This is a genomic window from Paenarthrobacter sp. 10N417 (assembly GCF_056394745.1).
In genome coordinates this window covers 21,701-40,201 of the sequence record NZ_JBFTIL010000030.1, presented here as the reverse complement: position 1 = coordinate 40,201, position 18,501 = coordinate 21,701, and the positions used below count along the sequence as shown (strand labels likewise).

The 18,501-nt window shown below is 60.9% G+C and carries 12 protein-coding genes and 3 tRNA genes; 9 read left to right on the top strand and 6 right to left on the bottom strand.

What is annotated here, in order from left to right:
• Positions 1–104: 104 nt before the first annotated feature.
• The 5 genes from serA to ilvD form a co-directional block, all read right to left on the bottom strand.
• Positions 105–1,700: a phosphoglycerate dehydrogenase gene (gene serA, locus AC1DCM_RS25040; protein ID WP_216923891.1), complete on the bottom strand. Its 1,596-nt coding sequence runs from the start codon at positions 1,698–1,700 to the stop codon at positions 105–107.
• A gap of 268 nt (positions 1,701–1,968) precedes the next feature.
• A complete protein-coding gene (ilvC, locus tag AC1DCM_RS25035) occupies positions 1,969–2,994 on the bottom strand; it encodes a ketol-acid reductoisomerase (protein WP_263422329.1) in 1,026 nt (341 codons plus the stop codon).
• A gap of 68 nt (positions 2,995–3,062) precedes the next feature.
• On the bottom strand, positions 3,063–3,575 hold the full coding sequence (gene ilvN, locus AC1DCM_RS25030) for an acetolactate synthase small subunit (protein WP_216923893.1): 513 nt from the start codon (positions 3,573–3,575) through the stop codon (positions 3,063–3,065).
• Positions 3,576–3,577: 2 nt separating this feature from the next.
• A complete protein-coding gene (locus tag AC1DCM_RS25025) occupies positions 3,578–5,482 on the bottom strand; it encodes an acetolactate synthase large subunit (RefSeq protein ID WP_477515133.1) in 1,905 nt (634 codons plus the stop codon).
• 291 nt (positions 5,483–5,773) lie between these two features.
• A complete protein-coding gene (gene ilvD / locus AC1DCM_RS25020; RefSeq protein WP_477520101.1) occupies positions 5,774–7,495 on the bottom strand; it encodes a dihydroxy-acid dehydratase in 1,722 nt (573 codons plus the stop codon).
• A gap of 230 nt (positions 7,496–7,725) precedes the next feature.
• On the opposite strand from ilvD, the gene AC1DCM_RS25015 reads away from it, so the two are divergent.
• The 4 genes from AC1DCM_RS25015 to AC1DCM_RS25000 all read left to right on the top strand — a co-directional run bounded on the left by AC1DCM_RS25015 (position 7,726) and on the right by AC1DCM_RS25000 (position 10,347).
• Positions 7,726–8,724, top strand: coding sequence for a sunset domain-containing protein (locus tag AC1DCM_RS25015; protein WP_477520100.1), 999 nt, complete (start codon positions 7,726–7,728; stop codon positions 8,722–8,724).
• 17 nt (positions 8,725–8,741) lie between these two features.
• Positions 8,742–9,887, top strand: coding sequence for a PQQ-dependent sugar dehydrogenase (locus AC1DCM_RS25010; protein ID WP_477520099.1), 1,146 nt, complete (start codon positions 8,742–8,744; stop codon positions 9,885–9,887).
• Positions 9,888–10,004: 117 nt separating this feature from the next.
• Positions 10,005–10,080, top strand: a tRNA-Lys gene (locus AC1DCM_RS25005).
• Between the two features lie 194 nt (positions 10,081–10,274).
• Positions 10,275–10,347, top strand: a tRNA-Lys gene (locus AC1DCM_RS25000).
• Positions 10,348–10,487: 140 nt separating this feature from the next.
• Here the strand turns inward: AC1DCM_RS25000 and AC1DCM_RS24995 are convergent.
• Complete coding sequence (locus AC1DCM_RS24995; RefSeq protein ID WP_477520098.1) at positions 10,488–10,937, bottom strand: MarR family winged helix-turn-helix transcriptional regulator; 450 nt, start codon at positions 10,935–10,937, stop codon at positions 10,488–10,490.
• Positions 10,938–11,031: 94 nt separating this feature from the next.
• Here AC1DCM_RS24995 and bcp point away from each other — a divergent pair, with 94 nt between their 5' ends.
• From bcp to AC1DCM_RS24970, 5 genes are all read left to right on the top strand, one after another.
• Positions 11,032–11,505, top strand: a complete 474-nt coding sequence (bcp, locus tag AC1DCM_RS24990; protein ID WP_477515129.1) for a thioredoxin-dependent thiol peroxidase — start codon at positions 11,032–11,034, stop codon at positions 11,503–11,505.
• 63 nt (positions 11,506–11,568) lie between these two features.
• Positions 11,569–11,650, top strand: a tRNA-Leu gene (locus AC1DCM_RS24985).
• Positions 11,651–11,905: 255 nt separating this feature from the next.
• Entirely contained in the window at positions 11,906–13,573 is a 1,668-nt protein-coding gene (locus tag AC1DCM_RS24980; RefSeq protein ID WP_477520097.1) for an ABC transporter substrate-binding protein, read from the top strand.
• Positions 13,574–13,652: 79 nt separating this feature from the next.
• Positions 13,653–15,158 (top strand): malate:quinone oxidoreductase, encoded by a 1,506-nt coding sequence (locus tag AC1DCM_RS24975; RefSeq protein ID WP_477515127.1) that lies wholly within the window; start codon positions 13,653–13,655, stop codon positions 15,156–15,158.
• 66 nt (positions 15,159–15,224) lie between these two features.
• Positions 15,225–18,440 (top strand): efflux RND transporter permease subunit, encoded by a 3,216-nt coding sequence (locus AC1DCM_RS24970; protein ID WP_477520096.1) that lies wholly within the window; start codon positions 15,225–15,227, stop codon positions 18,438–18,440.
• Positions 18,441–18,501 lie beyond the last annotated feature (61 nt).

Below are 18,501 nucleotides of genomic sequence, written 5' to 3'. Positions count from 1 at the left end.
CTGCCGGGTCCGAATCCCGGACCAAGCCATTGTAAGCAGACCGACCACCGTTGCGTGTCAGTGGTGTGTCCCCGGCACGCGAACTTGGCTGATGAGGAGCAGTCCTAGTCCTCCAGGTCCACCTCGCGGACCATGTCGGCGCCAATGCCCGCCTTGATGGCTTCCAGTACCTGCTGCGGAACAGAACTGTCGATGGTCAGGAGCGCAAGCACCTGGCCTCCCTCGGTCTGGCGTGCAACCTGCATGCCGCCGATATTGATGTTGTTCATGCCCAGGATGTGGCCGATGGTGCCAATGACACCGGGACGGTCCGCGTAGGCCACCACCACCAAGTGCTCACTGATGGGGATTTCCACGTCATAGCCGTTGACGCCAACGAGCTTCTCCACTTGCTTGGGTCCGGTCAGGGTACCGGCAACGGAGATCTGGGAACCGTCGCTGAGCGCACCACGGATCGTGAGGACGTTGCGGTAGTCCTCGGCGTCCGGGGTGGTGATCAGGCGGGTATTAATTCCGCGCTGCTCTGCGATGACAGGTGCATTGACGTAGGAGACCTGCTCCGTGACGACATCGGCGAAGACGCCCTTCAAAGCAGCGAGCTCAAGCACCTTGACGTCCAGTGCGGCAATCTCGCCGGCAACCTCGACGTCGATCTGGGTCAGCGACGCATGGGTCAGCGCCGTGAAGATCCGGCCGAGCTTTTCGATCAGCGGGATGCCCGGGCGGATGTCCGGAGCGATCACACCGCCTGCGACGTTCACGGCATCCGGCACGAGCTCGCCGGCAAGGGCAAGGCGTACGGACTTGGCCACCGAGACACCGGCCTTTTCCTGGGCCTCGTCCGTGGAGGCGCCCAGGTGCGGGGTGACCACCACGTTGTCCAGTTCGAAGAAAGGCAGATCCGTGCTGGGTTCCTTGACGAAGACATCCACGCCGGCACCGGCAATCTGGCCTTCCTTCAGGGCGATGTAGAGGGCTTCCTCATCCACCAGGCCGCCACGGGCCACGTTGATGACGTAGGCTGTTTCCTTCATCTTGCGGAAGGCGTCGGCGCCAAGCATGCCCACCGTCTCGGGCGTCTTGGGCATGTGGATGGTGATGAAGTCGGAGTTTTCCAGAAGTTCATCCAGCGTGACCAGCTTGACCCCGAGCTGTGCGGCACGAGCGGCCGTGATGTAGGGGTCGTACGCCAGGATCTCGGTTTCGAACCCCTGAAGGCGGGCTGCCACGAGGGCGCCGATACGGCCCAGGCCGATGATGCCGATCTTCTTCTCGAAGAGTTCGATGCCGGTGTATTTGGAACGCTTCCACTCACCGTTCTTCAGCGCTGAGCTCGCCTGGGGAATGTGGCGGGCGAGGCTCAGGATGTGGCCCACCGTCAGCTCGGCTGCTGAAACGATGTTGGACGTCGGTGCGTTGACGACCATGACACCGGCCTGCGTTGCGGACTTGATGTCCACGTTGTCCAGTCCCACGCCGGCCCGGGCGATGACCTTAAGGTTCTTCGCAGCGGCAATGGCTTCGGCATCAACCTGGGTTGCCGAGCGAACCAGGATTGCGTCGACGTCGGCGATGGCGGACAGCAGCTGGGAACGGTCGGCGCCGTCGGTTTGGCGGATTTCAAAGTCCGGGCCCAATGCCTCGACGGTGGCGGGTGAAAGTTCCTCAGCGAGGAGGACGACGGGTTTGGTGGCTGACACGGGGTGGCACCTTACTTTGGACAACTTTGGGACAGTACTGGACAAGGAGCGGATGCGGGGCCCGGACACGACGCCGGGACCAGCCCAGAATATCGAACCTGGACAGGGATTCCGGTGCCGGTGAACGATGTTACGGCCCGGTTGAGGTTGTTGTGAAGAATTTCACAGGACGCTGTGTTGGGAGGAGCGGCTGCGAAACAGCGACGCCCGCCCGGCTTTGTTCGCCGGACGGGCGTCGGTTTCAGTGCCTAAGGCACTGGGCAAAACGTCAGCGGGCTGCGGAGCCTTCAACGTAGTCCTGGTCCTGCTGCTGCCAGGAGAACAGGGAACGCAGCTCGCGGCCAACCTCTTCGATCGGGTGCTGCTCTGCCTTGGCACGCAGTTCCTTGAACTCGACGGCGCCGTTGTCCTGGTCCTCGATGAAGCGCTTGGCGAAGGCACCACTCTGGATGTCCGCGAGGACAGCCTTCATGTTTTCCTTCACCTCGGGAGTGATGACGCGGGGGCCGGAAACGTAGTCGCCGTACTCTGCGGTATCGGAGACGCTCCAGCGCTGCTTGGCGATGCCACCTTCCCACATGAGGTCAACGATGAGCTTGAGCTCGTGAAGGACCTCGAAGTAGGCGATCTGCGGCTGGTAGCCGGCTTCGGTGAGGGTTTCGAAGCCGTACTGGACCAGCTGGGAAACGCCGCCACAAAGGACGGACTGCTCGCCGAAGAGGTCCGTTTCGGTTTCTTCGGTGAAGGTGGTCTTGATGACGCCGGCGCGGGTGCCACCGATGGCCTTGGCGTAGGACTTGGCCAGCTCCCAAGCGGAACCGGATGCGTCCTGCTCAACAGCGATGATGTCCGGGATGCCGCGGCCGGCTTCGAACTCGCGGCGCACGGTGTGGCCCGGAGCTTTCGGAGCGATCAGGATGACGTCAACGCCTGCAGGGGGCTCGATGTAGCCGAAGCGGATGTTGAAGCCGTGGGCGAAGGCGAGTGCCTTGCCTTCAGTCAGCTTGTCCTTGATGGAGTCGTTGTAGATCGAGCGCTGGTGCTGGTCCGGCGCGAGGATCATGATGACGTCGGCCCATTCAGCGGCGTCGGCAACGTTCTTGACCGTGAAGCCGGCGTCCTCTGCCTTGGCGGTCGACTTCGACCCTTCCTTCAGCGCGATAACAACCTCGACGCCGGAATCGCGCAGGTTCAGTGCGTGCGCGTGGCCCTGGGAACCGTAGCCGACGATGGCAACCTTGCGGCCCTGGATGATCGACAGGTCTGCGTCGTCGTCGTAGAACATTTCAGTCACTTGCGTAACTCCTCTTGAGTGGTTTTTCGTAGATATTGATGTGGTGCTGCGGTTACTGGACGCAACGCTCACGCGGAGCGTAGCGCCCGGTCACTCATGGAGCGGGATCCCCGTCCAACGGCCAAGGTGCCGGACTGCACGATTTCACGGATGCCGAACGGCTCAAGCACTGAGAGCAGTGCGGCGAGCTTCTCGGGGGTACCGGTTGCCTCGATCACCAACGAGTCTGTAGACACGTCGACGACGGCGGCACGGAACAGGTCTGCAGCTTGGGTTACCTGCAGGCGTGTCGCGGCATCCGCACGTACCTTGACCAGGATGTGGTCGCGTTGTACGGAAGATTCGGAAGTCAGCTCAACGATCTTGATCACATTGATCAACTTGTTGAGCTGCTTGGTGACCTGCTCGATGAGGTCGCCGTCGGCATCGACGACGACCGTCATGCGGGACATGCCGGGAACCTCGGTGGGTCCCACAGCCAGTGAATTGATGTTGAACGCGCGCCGGGCGAAGAGGCTGGCTACGCGGGTCAGCACGCCGGGCTTGTCTTCGACCAGAACGGACAGTGTGTGGCGGCTCATGCCTAGTCCTCCTCTTCCCATTCCGGGGTCATATTGCGGGCAACCTGGATCTGGTCATTGCTGACACCTGCCGGCACCATTGGCCACACCATCGAGTTGGGGCTGACGACAAAGTCGATCACGACGGGGCGGTCGTTGATTTCGAGTGCCTTCTGGATGGTGGCATCGATGTCTTCGTCCCGTTCACAACGCAGTGCGGCACAACCATAGGCGTCCGCCAGCTTGACGAAGTCCGGAATGCGGACGGTGTCGTGGCCGGTGTTCAGATCCGTGTTCGAGTAACGGCCTTCGTAGAACAGTGTCTGCCATTGGCGGACCATGCCCAGCGAGGAGTTGTTGATAATCGCAACCTTGATCGGGATGTTGTTGATGGCGCAGGTGGCCAGTTCCTGATTGGTCATCTGGAAGCAGCCGTCGCCGTCAATGGCCCAGACCACGCGGTCCGGTTCGCCGACCTTGGCACCCATTGCTGCCGGAACCGAGTATCCCATGGTTCCGGCTCCACCGGAGTTCAGCCAGGCGTGGGGGCGCTCGTACTTGATGAACTGCGCAGCCCACATCTGATGCTGGCCAACGCCGGCCACATAGATACCTTCCGGACCTGTGAGTTCGCCGATGCGCTTGATCACGCGCTGCGGTGCCGTCAGTCCGTCCTCGGGCTCAGTCCAACCCAAGGGATAGGTGTCGCGCAGGTTGCCCAGGAACGCCCACCACGCGTCCAGGTCCGGTGCACCGCTCTGCTCGAACTGCGTCTTCACGGCTTCGGTCAGTTCCGGAATGATCTCCTTCACCGAACCGACGATCGGAACATCGGCCGTCCGGTTCTTGGAGATTTCCGCGGGATCGATGTCCGCGTGGATCACCTTGGCGAAGGGAGCAAATGTCTTCAACACTCCTGTAACGCGGTCATCGAACCGGGCACCGAGGGTAATGAGGAGGTCTGCCTGCTGCAAGGCGGTGACTGCAGATACGGAACCGTGCATGCCGGGCATTCCAACATGAAGCGGGTGTGAGTCCGGGAAAGCGCCGCGGGCCATCAGCGTAGTGACTACCGGCGCTCCGGTTGCCAGAGCCAATTCCATGAGTTCTGCAGAGGCGTGTCCCTTGACCACACCGCCGCCCACATAGAGAACAGGCTTGCGGGAGGCTGCGATCAGCTTGGCAGCCTCGCGGACCTGCTTGCTGTGACCACGGACGACAGGACGGTAGCCCGGCAGGTCAACCTTCGGCGGCCACGAGAACGTCATCTGGCCTACCTGGGCGTCCTTGGCAATGTCAACCAGGACGGGTCCCGGGCGGCCGGTGGAAGCAAGATGGAAGGCTTCGGCCATGACATGCGGGATGTCGTTGGGGTCGGTTACCAGGAAGGAGTGTTTGGTGATGGGCATGGTGATGCCCACGATGTCCGCTTCCTGGAACGCGTCCGTCCCAATGACGCCACTGGCGACCTGGCCGGTAATGGCTACCATCGGCACGGAGTCCATGTGGGCGTCCATGATGGCGGTAACGAGGTTGGTGGCACCGGGTCCCGAGGTGGCGATGCAAACGCCAACCCGTCCGGTAACCATGGCGTAGCCTTGCGCGGCGTGGCCGGCTCCCTGTTCGTGACGGACCAGGATGTGATTCATGCTGGAGGCCATCAAGGGGTCGTAGGTGGGCAGGATCGCGCCACCGGGCAAACCGAAAATATCGTCCACGCCGAGTTCTTCGAGCGAACGGACAATTGCTTGCGAGCCGGTCATCACCGTTGGGGGTACAACGTTGTTCGGCCCAAGTACAGGAGAGAGAGGTGCAGCAGTGTCGACGACGACGGCCTCAGCCGTACGGTCGACCTTATCCGGAGCCTTTGGGGCTCCAGCGGACTTTGCAGCCATCAGCGAGGGGCTGATCGGCGATCCTTTGCTCATCGGACTCTTCCTTTGTGGATCTTCAATTGATGGGTCTTGCTTCGGGGAATAAAAAAACCCCTCAGCCTTCCGGCTTTTCGAGGGGTTGCGCGTGACGGTTCGTTACCAGTCGGGCTAAGCCACGCGCTTGGTAAGTACGACGACGCCGACGGTAACGAATGAGATCATGCGTTCAGTGTTCCCTCTAAGTGAGATACGTGTCAATTGACCACTATCGTATCTCACCATATGGACAGTGGCGTCCGTCTGCCGGACTCCCCCACCCAAAGGTTGGGGAGTCCGGGTCAGGCATCAGCCGCAGTAAGCTCCGGTCGAGGCGCTGTGGACCAACTTTGCGTACTTGGCCAAAACACCCTTCGTGAACTTCGCCGGCAGGGGCTCCCAGCCAACCTTGCGGGCTTCAAGCTCAGCTTCGTCCACCAGGAGGTCGAATGAACGCGCAGCGATGTCCACACGAATGCGGTCGCCGTCCTGGACGAAGGCGATGGGACCGCCGTCGACCGCTTCAGGCGCAACGTGCCCAATGCACAAACCGGTGGTACCGCCGGAGAAGCGGCCATCGGTCAGCAGCAGCACATCCTTGCCCAGTCCGGCGCCCTTGATGGCACCGGTGATCGCAAGCATTTCGCGCATGCCCGGACCACCCTTGGGTCCTTCATAGCGAATGACCACGACGTCGCCCTTGTGGATCTCACCATTGTCCAGTGCGTTAAGGGCCCCTTGCTCGCGCTCGAAGACGCGGGCCGTGCCCTCGAAGACGTCGGCGTCGAAGCCGGCGCTCTTCACCACAGCCCCTTCCGGAGCCATGGTGCCGTGCAGGATGGTGATGCCACCGGTCTTGTGGATGGGGTTGTCCAGCGCCCGAAGGATTTTGCCGTCAAGGTCCGGCGGGTTGATCGAGGCAAGGTTCTCGGCGAGGGTCTTGCCTGTGACGGTAAGGCAGTCACCGTGCAGCAGCCCGGCGTCGAGAAGCGCTTTCATGATGACCGGCACGCCGCCGATCTTGTCCACGTCAGTCATGACGTAGCGGCCGAAGGGCTTCAGGTCACCGAGGTGCGGGATTTTGTCGCCAATGCGGTTGAAGTCATCCAGGGTCAGTTCAACCTCGGCTTCGCGCGCAATGGCGAGCAAGTGCAGGACTGCGTTGGTGGATCCACCGAACGCCATGGTGACCGCGATGGCATTTTCGAATGCCTTCTTGGTCATGATGTCGCGGGCGGTGATTCCGAGGCGAAGCAGGTTCACCACGGCTTCGCCGGACTTGCGTGCAAAGTCATCGCGACGGCGGTCCGCCGAGGGCGGAGCGGCGGAACCCGGGAGGGACATGCCCAGCGCCTCGCCAATGCAGGCCATGGTGTTGGCCGTGTACATACCGCCACAGGCGCCTTCGCCGGGACAAATGGCTTTTTCGATGCGGGTGAGGTCCTCCATGCTCATCTTGCCTGCTGCGCAGGCGCCGACAGCCTCGAAGGCATCAATGAGCGTGACTTCCTTCTCCGAGCCGTCCTCGAGCTTGACCCATCCGGGCATGATCGATCCGGCGTAGAGGAAGACGGAGGCGAGGTCCAGCCGGGCAGCAGCCATGAGCATGCCGGGAAGGGACTTGTCGCAACCAGCCAGGAGAACCGAGCCATCGATGCGCTCGGCCTGCATTACGGTTTCGACAGAGTCCGCGATGACCTCGCGGGAAACGAGCGAGAAGTGCATGCCCTCGTGGCCCATGGAAATACCGTCCGAGACGGAGATGGTGCCGAACTGCATAGGGAATCCGCCACCGGCGTGGACGCCTTCCTTGGCGCCCTGCGCAAGACGGTTGAGGGAAAGGTTGCAGGGGGTAATTTCATTCCACGAACTGGCGACACCAATTTGCGGTTTGGCGAAGTCGTCATCCCCCATCCCCACTGCACGGAACATGCCACGCGCGGGCGCGGCGTGAATTCCGTCGGTCACGACCCTGCTGCGGGGCTTGATGTCCGGTTTGGTATCTGTCGCAATTTGGGTGGCGTCGCTCATGGTCCAAAGTCTATGTGTCAACGGCAGCGGCCCACGACGTAATCGAGCCGGGTTAAGCACGAAGAGAAGAATATTTCCTCGTCACCGACGGAAAATCCTGCCATTTCCACGACGTCACCAACTGCATCACAACCAGGGTTGGACGGCCCCGAAACGCTGGACACCCCATTTGCAGCCACGTAACGTCGGAAATACCACTAACTGCACCCTGTGAGCAGAAGGGCCTCACCATGGACTGGTTGATTTGGGTCATTGTTATTGTGCTGATCGTCGCGATTGTTTGGTGGCTCCTGAGCCGCAACAACGCCAGGAATTCCTCAAGTGCACCATTGGGCACTGCCTCTGGCACCGGGGCTCCCGGGCGGCCGGGCACTGCCGCACCCGCTGCCATGGAACCCAGCGACACGATGTCGATGCCCGATACAGCCGCGGCGGTGGCTGGCGTAGCGGGCCTGGCTGGGGTTACGAATATGGGGAAGGCGGCCTCTGAGGGCAGCGGCCCCGTCGAATCCAGTATGGAATCGCGCGTCGAAACCGAAGCTGCCGGTGGACCGCCGGTGGACGAACCTGTCATTGAAACGCCCGAGGTCGGCGAACCAGTGGTCGATGAACCAGTGGTGGACACGGATGCACAGGTCACTGCCGGGGATGTCGATGACTGGGAGGCTGCCGGAACGCCGGCATCTGCACCCAGGGCGGCCGAGCCCGCAGTTTCCGAGCCTGCAGTTTCCGAGCCTCCAGTGGCGGAGCCCGTAGTTTCCGAACCAGCGGTTTCTGAATCCGCTGAGGGAGTGACCGCGGATGACGTTACGCGCGCCGATGACTCGCCCAAAGTGGACGAGTCAGCAGCCAACGCCGCAGATAAGGCTGAGTGGGAATCCTCGTGGACGGATGCAAGCGGCACTGCCGTCCACCATCACGAATACACGGATCAACACTCGGCCACGCTGGCAGGGGCGGAAACCGCGGCAGCTGAAACGGACGACGACGATTCAACGACACCAACGGGCCATCTCGCCGCCGAGCATCCATACGGAGTTGGTTCTGCAGGAGCGGCGTCAGACGGCAGTGGCCCCGAGGGCTACCCGGTGAAGGCGGACGCTTCGACCATGACCTATCACGATGAAGATACCGCCGGCTACGCCGAAGCCACCGCGGATGTGTGGTTTGAATCGGCCGCTCATGCGGAAGCGGCCGGGTTCCGCCCTCCTCCACGGAACAGGCACTGAACAGAACAGGCAGGTTGATGCCCGCCCGGACCGCAGTCCTGCTTCCGGCCGCTTTCTTACTGGCGGCCCTGCTGTCAGCTTGCACGGGTAGTCCGTCGTCGCCAGGTTCGGCCGCCACGCCTGACGGCTCCATCATTTCCAGCGTCCCCGTCTCGCCAGGGACGGACACTGCAACTGAGTCAGCACCACCTGCTGTTCCACAAAAACTGGAGGTACAGCAAAAGCTCGACGCCGGCCTGCAGCTGCCGTGGTCCGTCGTCTTCCTGCCGGACGGCACAGCCATCGTGTCCGAGCGCGATTCGGCCCAGGTCAAAAGCATTCGTGACGGCCGGACAACGACCATCGGCGAGGTTGACGGCGTCGAACCTGGTGGTGAAGGTGGGCTTCTGGGCCTTGCCCTGTCTCCTGCCTTCGCCAATGACCGTTGGCTTTACGCCTATTTCACGTCAGCAACCGACAACCGGATCGCCAGAATGCGCTTGTCGGAAGAGCCCGGAGGCACTTTGAGGCTTGGCGGCCCTGAGGTGGTCTTTTCCGGCATATCCAAGGCTTCAACCCATAACGGCGGCCGGATCCGTTTTGGCCCTGACGGATTCTTGTATGTGGGCACCGGCGATTCACAGCGCCGGGAACAGCCACAGGATACACACGCCTTGGGCGGAAAGATCCTGCGGCTGACCGCCGAAGGACGCCCCGCTCCGGGCAACCCGTTCGGTGAGAACCCCGTCTATAGCTATGGACACCGGAATGTTCAGGGTTTGGCGTGGGACAGCGAAGGAAGGTTGTGGGCGAGCGAGTTTGGTCCGGACGTGGACGACGAACTGAACCTCATTACCCCTGGCGGCAACTATGGTTGGCCCACAGTGACAGGAGCCCCGGGCCGCAGCGGGTTCATTGATGCAAAGGTTGTTTGGCCTTCAACCTCTGAGGCATCGCCCAGCGGATTGGAAATTGCCGACGGCGTGGCCTACACCGGAGCCCTTCGTGGCCAGCGGCTTTGGGCCATCCCGCTGAACGGCGACAAGGCGGGTTCGCCTGTGGCTTACTTCACAGGCGAGTATGGTCGACTGAGGGACGTCGCCAAGGCTCCCGACGGGACGTTGTGGGTCCTCAGCAACAACAGAAACCCTGATTTTGCGCTGATTTTGAGGCCCTCTTCGTGAACCTACAACCCTTGGCGCCGCCGATTTCCCTCATCCGCCGAAGTCGTGTAGAGTTACATGTCGTTGCGGAGATCGCCGAGGGAACAAAAGCCCCCGGGTTGGTCGAAATCGACAGCTGCACCTCTAGCTCAACTGGCAGAGCAATTGACTCTTAATCAATGGGTTCCGGGTTCGAGTCCCGGGGGGTGCACCAAGGAAAGGCCTTGGAGTGATATTCACTCCAAGGCCTTTTTTCGTTGCCTTCTTGCGGTCGAACACTACTCTTCGTGGAATGCATCACGTTGAGATAATTCTGGTTAGCGGCCGTCGAAAAGTGGTGTAGAGTTATCTGTCGTTGCGGGCGTCAATGGAGAATATGGCTCCTTCGTATTGACCGAAACAATAGCTGCACCTCTAGCTCAACTGGCAGAGCAATTGACTCTTAATCAATGGGTTCCGGGTTCGAGTCCCGGGGGGTGCACAGAATAGGAAAGGCTCCGGATCGTTGCTACGATCCGGAGCCTTTCCTGCTTACTGAGGCCTTTCCTGCTTTCCCACGCCGGGAAATTCTTTCACCGGCGAGGGTAAGGGAATAAGTCAGCCCGTTCGGGCGGCTCGGCCTCAAACCTGCGGGTTGATGTCCCCCGCCGTGCGGTCAAGCGCGGGCATTCCGGCAAGTCCCCGGACCACGATCTTGAGTTCGTCGCGCAGCCGGGCGGTGTCGACCTCAACCAGGGCGAGCACGTCCTGCTCAAGCCGCACTGCTTCGGCCAAAGCAGAGGAGCCGGCGTCCGTGAGCGTCACAACGTGACTGCGGCGATCCGAGTCGCTGCGCTGACGACTGACATGCCCGTGCAGCTCAAGCCTTGCAAGAGTGGTGCCCATGGTCTGCGCCTTGACCCTGGCAACTTCAGCCAAAGCCGCCTGCGTAATGGGCCCTTTCGCAGCAAGGACTTCCATGGCGATCACGCCGGCATGCGTCAGTCCGATGTTCTTCAATTTTTCATTCCATGAGATTTCCACGAGTCGCGCAGCCGTTGAAAGCAATCGCGTGGTGGGCCATCTCTCCATATCTGGCATGCCGACAGTATATGCGCGTGGAAGCTGTTGCCGTTGCTTCTGGCCACTAAGCTGGGGAGTCGCGAACGTTAGCAAGGAGCAAATTATGGCGGAACGTCTTATTCCCGGTGATGTAGCCCCGGACTTCACACTTCAAGACCAAGATGGCAACGACGTCAGTCTTTCGGACTTCCGTGGACGGAAGGTCATTGTCTACTTTTATCCGGCAGCATCTACGCCCGGCTGCACCAAGGAGGCCTGTGATTTCCGGGACAACCTCGCGTCCCTCCAGACTTCGGGTTATGAAGTAGTGGGAGTCTCTCCAGATTCCGTGAAAGCACTGGCCAAGTTCGCAGGGGAAGAACAGCTGACGTTCCGTATACTCTCGGACGCAGAGCATTCGGTAGCCGAGGCCTATGGCGCCTGGGGCGAGAAAAAGAACTATGGCCGCACCTACATGGGCCTGATCCGTTCCACGATCGTGGTGGACCCGGACGGAAAGGTCAACCTGGCACAGTACAACGTTAGAGCCACGGGCCACGTCGCCAAGCTCCGCCGCGACCTCAAACTCGACAAGTAGCGGGTACACTGGAGGCCGGAAGAAGGCTCCGGTCAGCCCATAGGGCAGTCCAGCGGCCAGCCAGCGCGAGTGGTGAAATTGGCAGACACGCAGGATTTAGGTTCCTGTGCCTTCGGGCGTGGGGGTTCAAGTCCCCCCTTGCGCACAGCAGTTGGAACAACACGTCAGTTGGAGCAACACGAAGCAACACGGCAGCAACACAGTGGTGAAAAACCACGGATTCTTCAAACACCCCCGGTTCGTTGAGCACTTCATTCGGACCGGGGGTGTTCTTTCCTCAAGCAGACGGGGACCATGCCTCGCAACGCGCCTGAACCGGCAACCGGGGCGTTCAACTAGACTGGAATGCGGTCTGGCCGAAGCCGGCCACAGCACTTCCGACCGGCTTGAGGGGACAAGAGTGGCAAGCAGCAAGATAGGGCGGCTGGGAATACTGTGCACGGCAGTCCTCGTGATTTTGGGACTGTCATCATGTACCGGGACGCCGGGGCCCACAGCGTCGTCATCGGCAAGCAGCACAGCAGTTACGGAGCCGACGGCTACCTTTAATTTCGGTACAGCATCCATGCCGTTGGGCCTCGACCCGGCAATGACAGCAGATTCGGAGTCGTACCGCGTGACCCGCCAGGTCCTTGAGGGGCTTGTAGGCGTGGACGGCACCACCGGGCAGACTACCCCCCTGCTCGCCACGGAATGGAAAGACAGCAACAACGGGCTGAGCTACGACTTCAAGCTCCGTGAAAAAGTGACCTTCCATGATGGAACGCCGTTCGATGCCGCCGCAGTTTGTGCCAACTTCAACCGCTGGTTTACGTTTCCCGCCGACCTGAGGAAACAAGCGCCCGGGATCTCCTTCCAAAGTGTTTTCAAGGCCTATTCGGACGAGCCAGTGTTTTCGATCTTCAAGGACTGCAAGGTTGTTTCCGCCAGCAACGTCCAGATCAACCTCACCCGACCCTTCACAGGTTTCCTGCAGGCACTGACGCTGCCTGCCTTTGCGATATCCTCCCCCACCGCCCTGGAAGGGCAGAAGGCCAACGTCCTGGACAAGGTGCAAAATGGCCAGGAAGTGTCCGCCTACGCCAGCCATCCGGTGGGGACAGGTCCTTACGCATTCACTGCCTGGGACGAACACAAGATCACGTTGGCCAGCTATAAGGGCTACTGGGGCAACAGGGGCCAAATCGGCGTTATCAATTTCATTCCTTACGACCACGCCGAAACGCGCCAGCAAGCGCTCCTGGACGGCAAGATCGACGCCTACGATCTGGTGACGTCCGGCACCTTTGATCAACTGGTCAAAAAGGGCGTCCAGATCATCCAGCGTGACCCTTTCTCAGTGATGTACCTCGGCATGAACCAAGCGGTTGCACCCTTGGACAAGCTGGAGGTCCGCCAAGCCATCGAGATGGCTATTGACAAGGAATCGCTCATCCGCAGGTTCTTCATCGACAACACGGCGCAAGCTTCACAATTTGTTCCCCCGAAGCTCAGTGGTTTCAACAACAATGCCCCGTCGTTGGGATACAACCCGGAGAAGGCGAAGGATCTGCTGGAGAAGGCCGGCTACAAAGGCGAGGAACTGAAGTTCTATTACCCGCTGAACGCCACGCGGGCCTACATGCCCACGCCAGAGAAGATCTACGCCGAGATCAGCCGCCAGCTGGTTGCGGTAGGCATCAACATCAAACCGGTTCCCGTGGACTGGGAGGATGGCTACCTCCAAAAGGTGCAGTCCCCTGGCGATCACGCCCTGCACCTCCTGGGCTGGAATGGCTCCTATGCGGATGCTGACAACTTCCTGGGTCCGCTTTTCGGAGAAGCCAGGGGTGAGTTCGGATATGCGGATTCGGAAGTTTTCCACAAGATCGAGCGGGCCCGCGCCCTGCCCGACGGCGATGACCGCAACACCCTGTACCAGTCCATCAATGCCGAGATAGCGGCGTCGGTACCGGCCGTGCCCATAGCCTTCCCTATCTCTGCGCTGGCCCTGTCCGACAAGGTGGAAAGCTATCCCGCTTCACCTGTCCTCAACGAAGTTTTCACAAACGTCCGCTTAAAGCCTTGACGATTCCCTGTAATTTCAGTATTGCGTCTGCCCGGGGATATTCTGTGACAGCCAGTGCCGCCGCTAACGGAGATTGATCGTGACCTTCATTTCCAAGACTCAACATGCCGACGTCGTCCTTATTGGCGGCGGAATCATGAGTGCCACCCTTGGTGCGTTCATCAAGCAACTCGAACCCACCTGGACCATCTCCCTCTTTGAACGACTCGACGAAGCGGGACTCGAAAGCTCCGGACCATGGAACAACGCCGGCACCGGACATGCTGCGCTGTGTGAGCTTAACTACTCCCCCGCGGCCAAGGACGGCTCCGTGGATCCTTCCAAGGCCATCCACATCAATGAGCAGTTCCAACTTTCGCGCCAGTTCTGGTCCCATCTGGTGGACAGCAATGTCATTGGCTCCCCCAAGGGCTTCATCAACACTGTTCCGCACATGAGCTTCGTCATCGGGGACGATCACGCGAACTTCCTGAAGACCCGGTACGAGGCCCTCAAGCCCAACACGCTGTTCCGCAGCATGGAATACACCGAAGACCAGGACAAGATCGCCAAGTGGGCGCCCCTCATCGTCAAGGGCCGGGAACGCAAGCAGCGTGTTGCCGCCACCCGCGCGGCGGAAGGCACCGACGTCGATTTCGGCGCGCTGACCCGTGAGCTGACAGGCTACCTGCGGGACACCGGCGCCGAGGTCAACTTTGGTCACGATGTCACCAACATTAATCGTGCATCAGGCGGCGGATGGGACCTTTCCCTCAAGCACCCCAAATCAGGTGAGCACGGCCGCATCCACGCCAAGTTCGTCTTCGTGGGCGCCGGCGGTGGAGCACTCCACCTGCTGCAGGCCTCGGGCATTCCGGAAAGCAAGGGTTATGGCGGATTCCCCGTCTCCGGCCAGTTCTTCCGCTGCACAGACGAAGCCATCACCTCACAACACAGCGCCAAGGTCTACGGCCAGGCATCTGTTGGCGCTCCACCCATGTCCGTCCCCCATCTGGATACCCGGTTTGTTGAGGGCAAGCGTTCCCTCCTCTTTGGGCCGTACGCTGGTTTCTCCACGAACTTCCTGAAGACCTCCAGCTACCTTGACCTCCCGCTGTCCATCCGACCGGGGAACATTATTCCGATGCTTGCTGTGGCCAAGGACAATATGGACCTCACGGCGTACCTCATCAAGGAAGTGGCCAAGCGCCACGAGGCCAAGGTCGAATCCCTGCGTGAGTACTATCCCGAGGCCGTTGGCAATGATTGGGAACTGATCACTGCGGGCCAACGCGTCCAGATCATTAAGAAGCACCCGCAAAAGGGCGGCATCCTGCAGTTCGGCACTGAGGTCATCGCGTCCCGCGATGGTTCCATCGGCGCCCTTCTGGGTGCGTCTCCGGGAGCTTCCACTGCTGTTCCGATCATGATTGAACTGCTCCAGAAGACGTTCCCCAAGAACTTCAAGGGTTGGCAGTCCAAGCTCAAGGACATGATGCCGGGCTATGGCGTGAAGCTTAACGAGAACCCTGAGCTTGCCGCAGAGCTTGAGGCAAGCACTGCACAGTCATTGCAACTGGAAGTGGCCAACGCCCTCCAGGGCTAGGCCGGCCGGGGCTGCGGCCGGGTTCCCGTCAGCCGAATTGTTCCGTAGATCTCAGGAGACTATGAAATGTTCCGCCTGGCCACTTTGTCCCTGGGAAACCGTGCCCTGATCGCGCTGATCACCGTCTTTGCGGCGGTGTTCGGCGTGATCACCATGGGCTCGCTCAAGCAGGAACTTATTCCGTCGATCGAGTTCCCGCAGATCACGGTCATCACGTCCATGCCCGGCGCTTCTCCCGAAGTAGTGGACAAGCAACTGAGCAGGCCCCTTGAGACGGCCCTGAACAGCGTCGAGGGACTGGAGTCCACCACCTCCACATCCCGTAATGGTGTTTCACAGATCACCATGGTGTTTACCTACGGCTCCAACCTCGACCGCGCACGCAACCAGATCGACCGCGCGATTTCCAACGCCAAACGCGTGCTTCCGGCCGACGTCGAACCGCAATCCGTTGCCGGCAACATCAGCGACTTTCCCATCGTGTTCCTGGCTGTCTCCTCTGACAAACCGCTCAGCGAACTCAATGCCGACCTCCAGCGCTTGAGCGTTCCCCGACTCCAAAAGATCGACGGCGTCCGCGGCGCCGATCTGACTGGCGGCTCCAAGCAGCACATCCTGATCCAGCCCCGCCCTGCCGATCTTGCGGCGAAGGGTGCGTCCGTCCAGTCGATCAGCAGCGCACTGAAGAACAACGGCACGCTGGTTCCTGTGGGCACCATAGAGGACCAGGGAAAAACCCTGTCCCTGCAACTGGGCAGCCCGGTTGATTCCCTTGACGTCATCAAGGGCTTGCCGATATCGGGCGCCAAGGATTCCGCCACTATCGGAACTGTGGCTGATGTCAGCATCGAGGACGACCCCGCCACGTCCATCACGCGCACAAATGGCAAGCCAACGCTGGCGCTGTCAGTCACCAAGAAGCCCGAAGGCGACACTGTGGCGATTTCGCACGCGGTGCGGGATGCACTTGCGCCGATGGCAGCAGAGCTGGGGAACAACGCTGCGTTCACACCCGTCTTCGACCAGGCTCCCTTCATAGAGAAGTCCATCAAGGACCTCACCACCGAAGGGCTCCTTGGCCTGGGATTTGCCGTCGCTGTCATCCTGGTCTTCCTGATGTCCGTGCGGTCCACGCTGGTTACCGCAGTGTCGATCCCCCTTTCCCTCCTGATCACGTTCATTGGCATTTCCGCCACGGGCTACTCGTTGAACATCCTCACTCTCGGTGCGCTCACCATTGCCATTGGCCGCGTCGTTGATGATTCGATCGTGGTGATTGAAAACATCAAGCGCCACTTCAGTTATGGCGAGCACAAGCTGGCCGCCATCCTGACCTCCATCCGGGAAGTTGCCGGCGCTATCACTGCGTCCACCCTGACCACAGTGGCCGTCTTCCTGCCCATCGCTTTCGTGGGCGACCTGGCAGGCGAGTTGTTCCGGCCCTTTGCGCTGACGGTAACCATCGCCCTGTTGTCATCCTTGCTGGTTTCCCTCACGATCGTTCCCGTCCTGGCTTACTGGTTCCTTCCCTCGCCCCGCCAAGATGCCCAAGCATCAATGACGCCCAACGAGGCTGCAGCGAAGGCCCGGGAGGCCGAACAGCGGAGCCGGCTCCAGCGAGGTTACTTGCCTATCCTCGCGAAGACGCAGAAGCACCCCATCCTCACTTTGTCTGCGGCGGCCTTGGTGCTGGTGGCAACGCTCGCGGTATCGCCGCTCCTTGCCACAGACCTGCTGGGGAGATCCGGTGAGAACAGCATGACAGTGCGCCAGGTCCTTCCAGCAGGAACCAGCCTGGAGGCCACCAGCGCTGAAGCCACCAAGGTGGAGGACATGCTCCGAGGCATGGAGGGCATCAAAGACGTCCAGGTGACCTCCGGTAACGCCCAGTCTGGCTTCGCCGCGCTAACGTCAACTGGCTCCTCCAACTCGACCTTCACGATCGTTACGGACGAGAAAGCGAACCAGAAGAAGCTTCAGGATGATGTCCGCTCCAAGCTCCAGGGTGCCGCGGGCAAGATCAGCGTGGGTTCCCAGCAGGGCGGATTTGGCACATCATCCACAGTGGACATCACTATCAAGGCCGCAAATTCGGCTGATCTCCAGTCTGCAAGTGACGCCATGGTCAAGGCGATGCAGGACGTACCCGGCAGCACTGAGGTATCCACCAACCTGGCCGCGAACCAGTCCGTAGTCCAGGTGCGCGTGGATCGCGCGAAGGCAKTGGCCGCCGGACTGACGGAGGAGCAAGTGGGTGCCTTCCTGGCATCGACCGTCAGCCCGGTCCCCGCAGGGACGGTACGCATCGAGACCAACGACTACCCCGTCCAGATCGGAAAGGGAACACGCTTCACCAGCATCACCGCGGTCCGTTCACTGCCACTCCCGACGGCGCGTGGTCCTGTGACGCTGGAGAGTATCGCCAGCGTCGAACAAGTCGACACGCCTGTGTCCATCACGAGCAGCAACGGCCAGCGGACCGCGAAGGTAACCGTGACGCCGTCGGGCTCCAACCTGGGCAGCGTCAGCACCGAGGTGCAGAAGCGGTTGGCGTCCGTTGAGTTGCCTGCCGGCGTAACGGCCGCCGTTGGTGGTGCCACGACGCAGCAAGCGGAGTCCTTCCGTCAACTTGGCTTGGCTCTTCTGGCTGCGATCGCGATCGTCTACGTGATCATGGTGGCTGCCTTCAAATCGTTGGTGCAGCCGTTGATACTCCTGGTTTCTGTTCCCTTCGCCGCGACAGGCGCTGTGGGCTTGCTATTGGCCACGGGCGTTCCCCTGGGGTTGCCATCGCTGATTGGCATGCTGATGCTGGTTGGCATCGTGGTCACCAACGCAATCGTGCTGATCGACCTCATCAACCAGTACCGCAAACCCCACAACGGCACACCGGGCATGAGCGTAGCCGATGCCATTACCCACGGCGCCCGCCAACGCCTGCGACCCATCCTGATGACGGCGTTGGCCACAGTGTTCGCGCTGACCCCCATGGCCCTGGGCCTCACTGGTGGCGGAGGGTTCATTTCGCAGCCGCTGGCAATCGTCGTGATCGGTGGCCTGGTGTCCTCAACGGCGCTGACGCTCATTCTGGTCCCCGTCCTTTACAAGCTGGTGGAAGGACGCCGGGAGAAAAAACAACTCCTGAAGCAGCTGCAGCACCGCCCCGAAGTCACGCCGGATAAGGGAAATGGCGGGAACGGCCAGGACGACTTCGTCGACTGGACCACCGGCATGGTGCCCCGGGTGACGGGACGCCGGGCGGCGAACAACCCCGCGGAGTAGACCCGCATAAACAGCCAACAGGGCCGGGAACAATTCCCGGCCCTGCCCTGTTACAGGCATT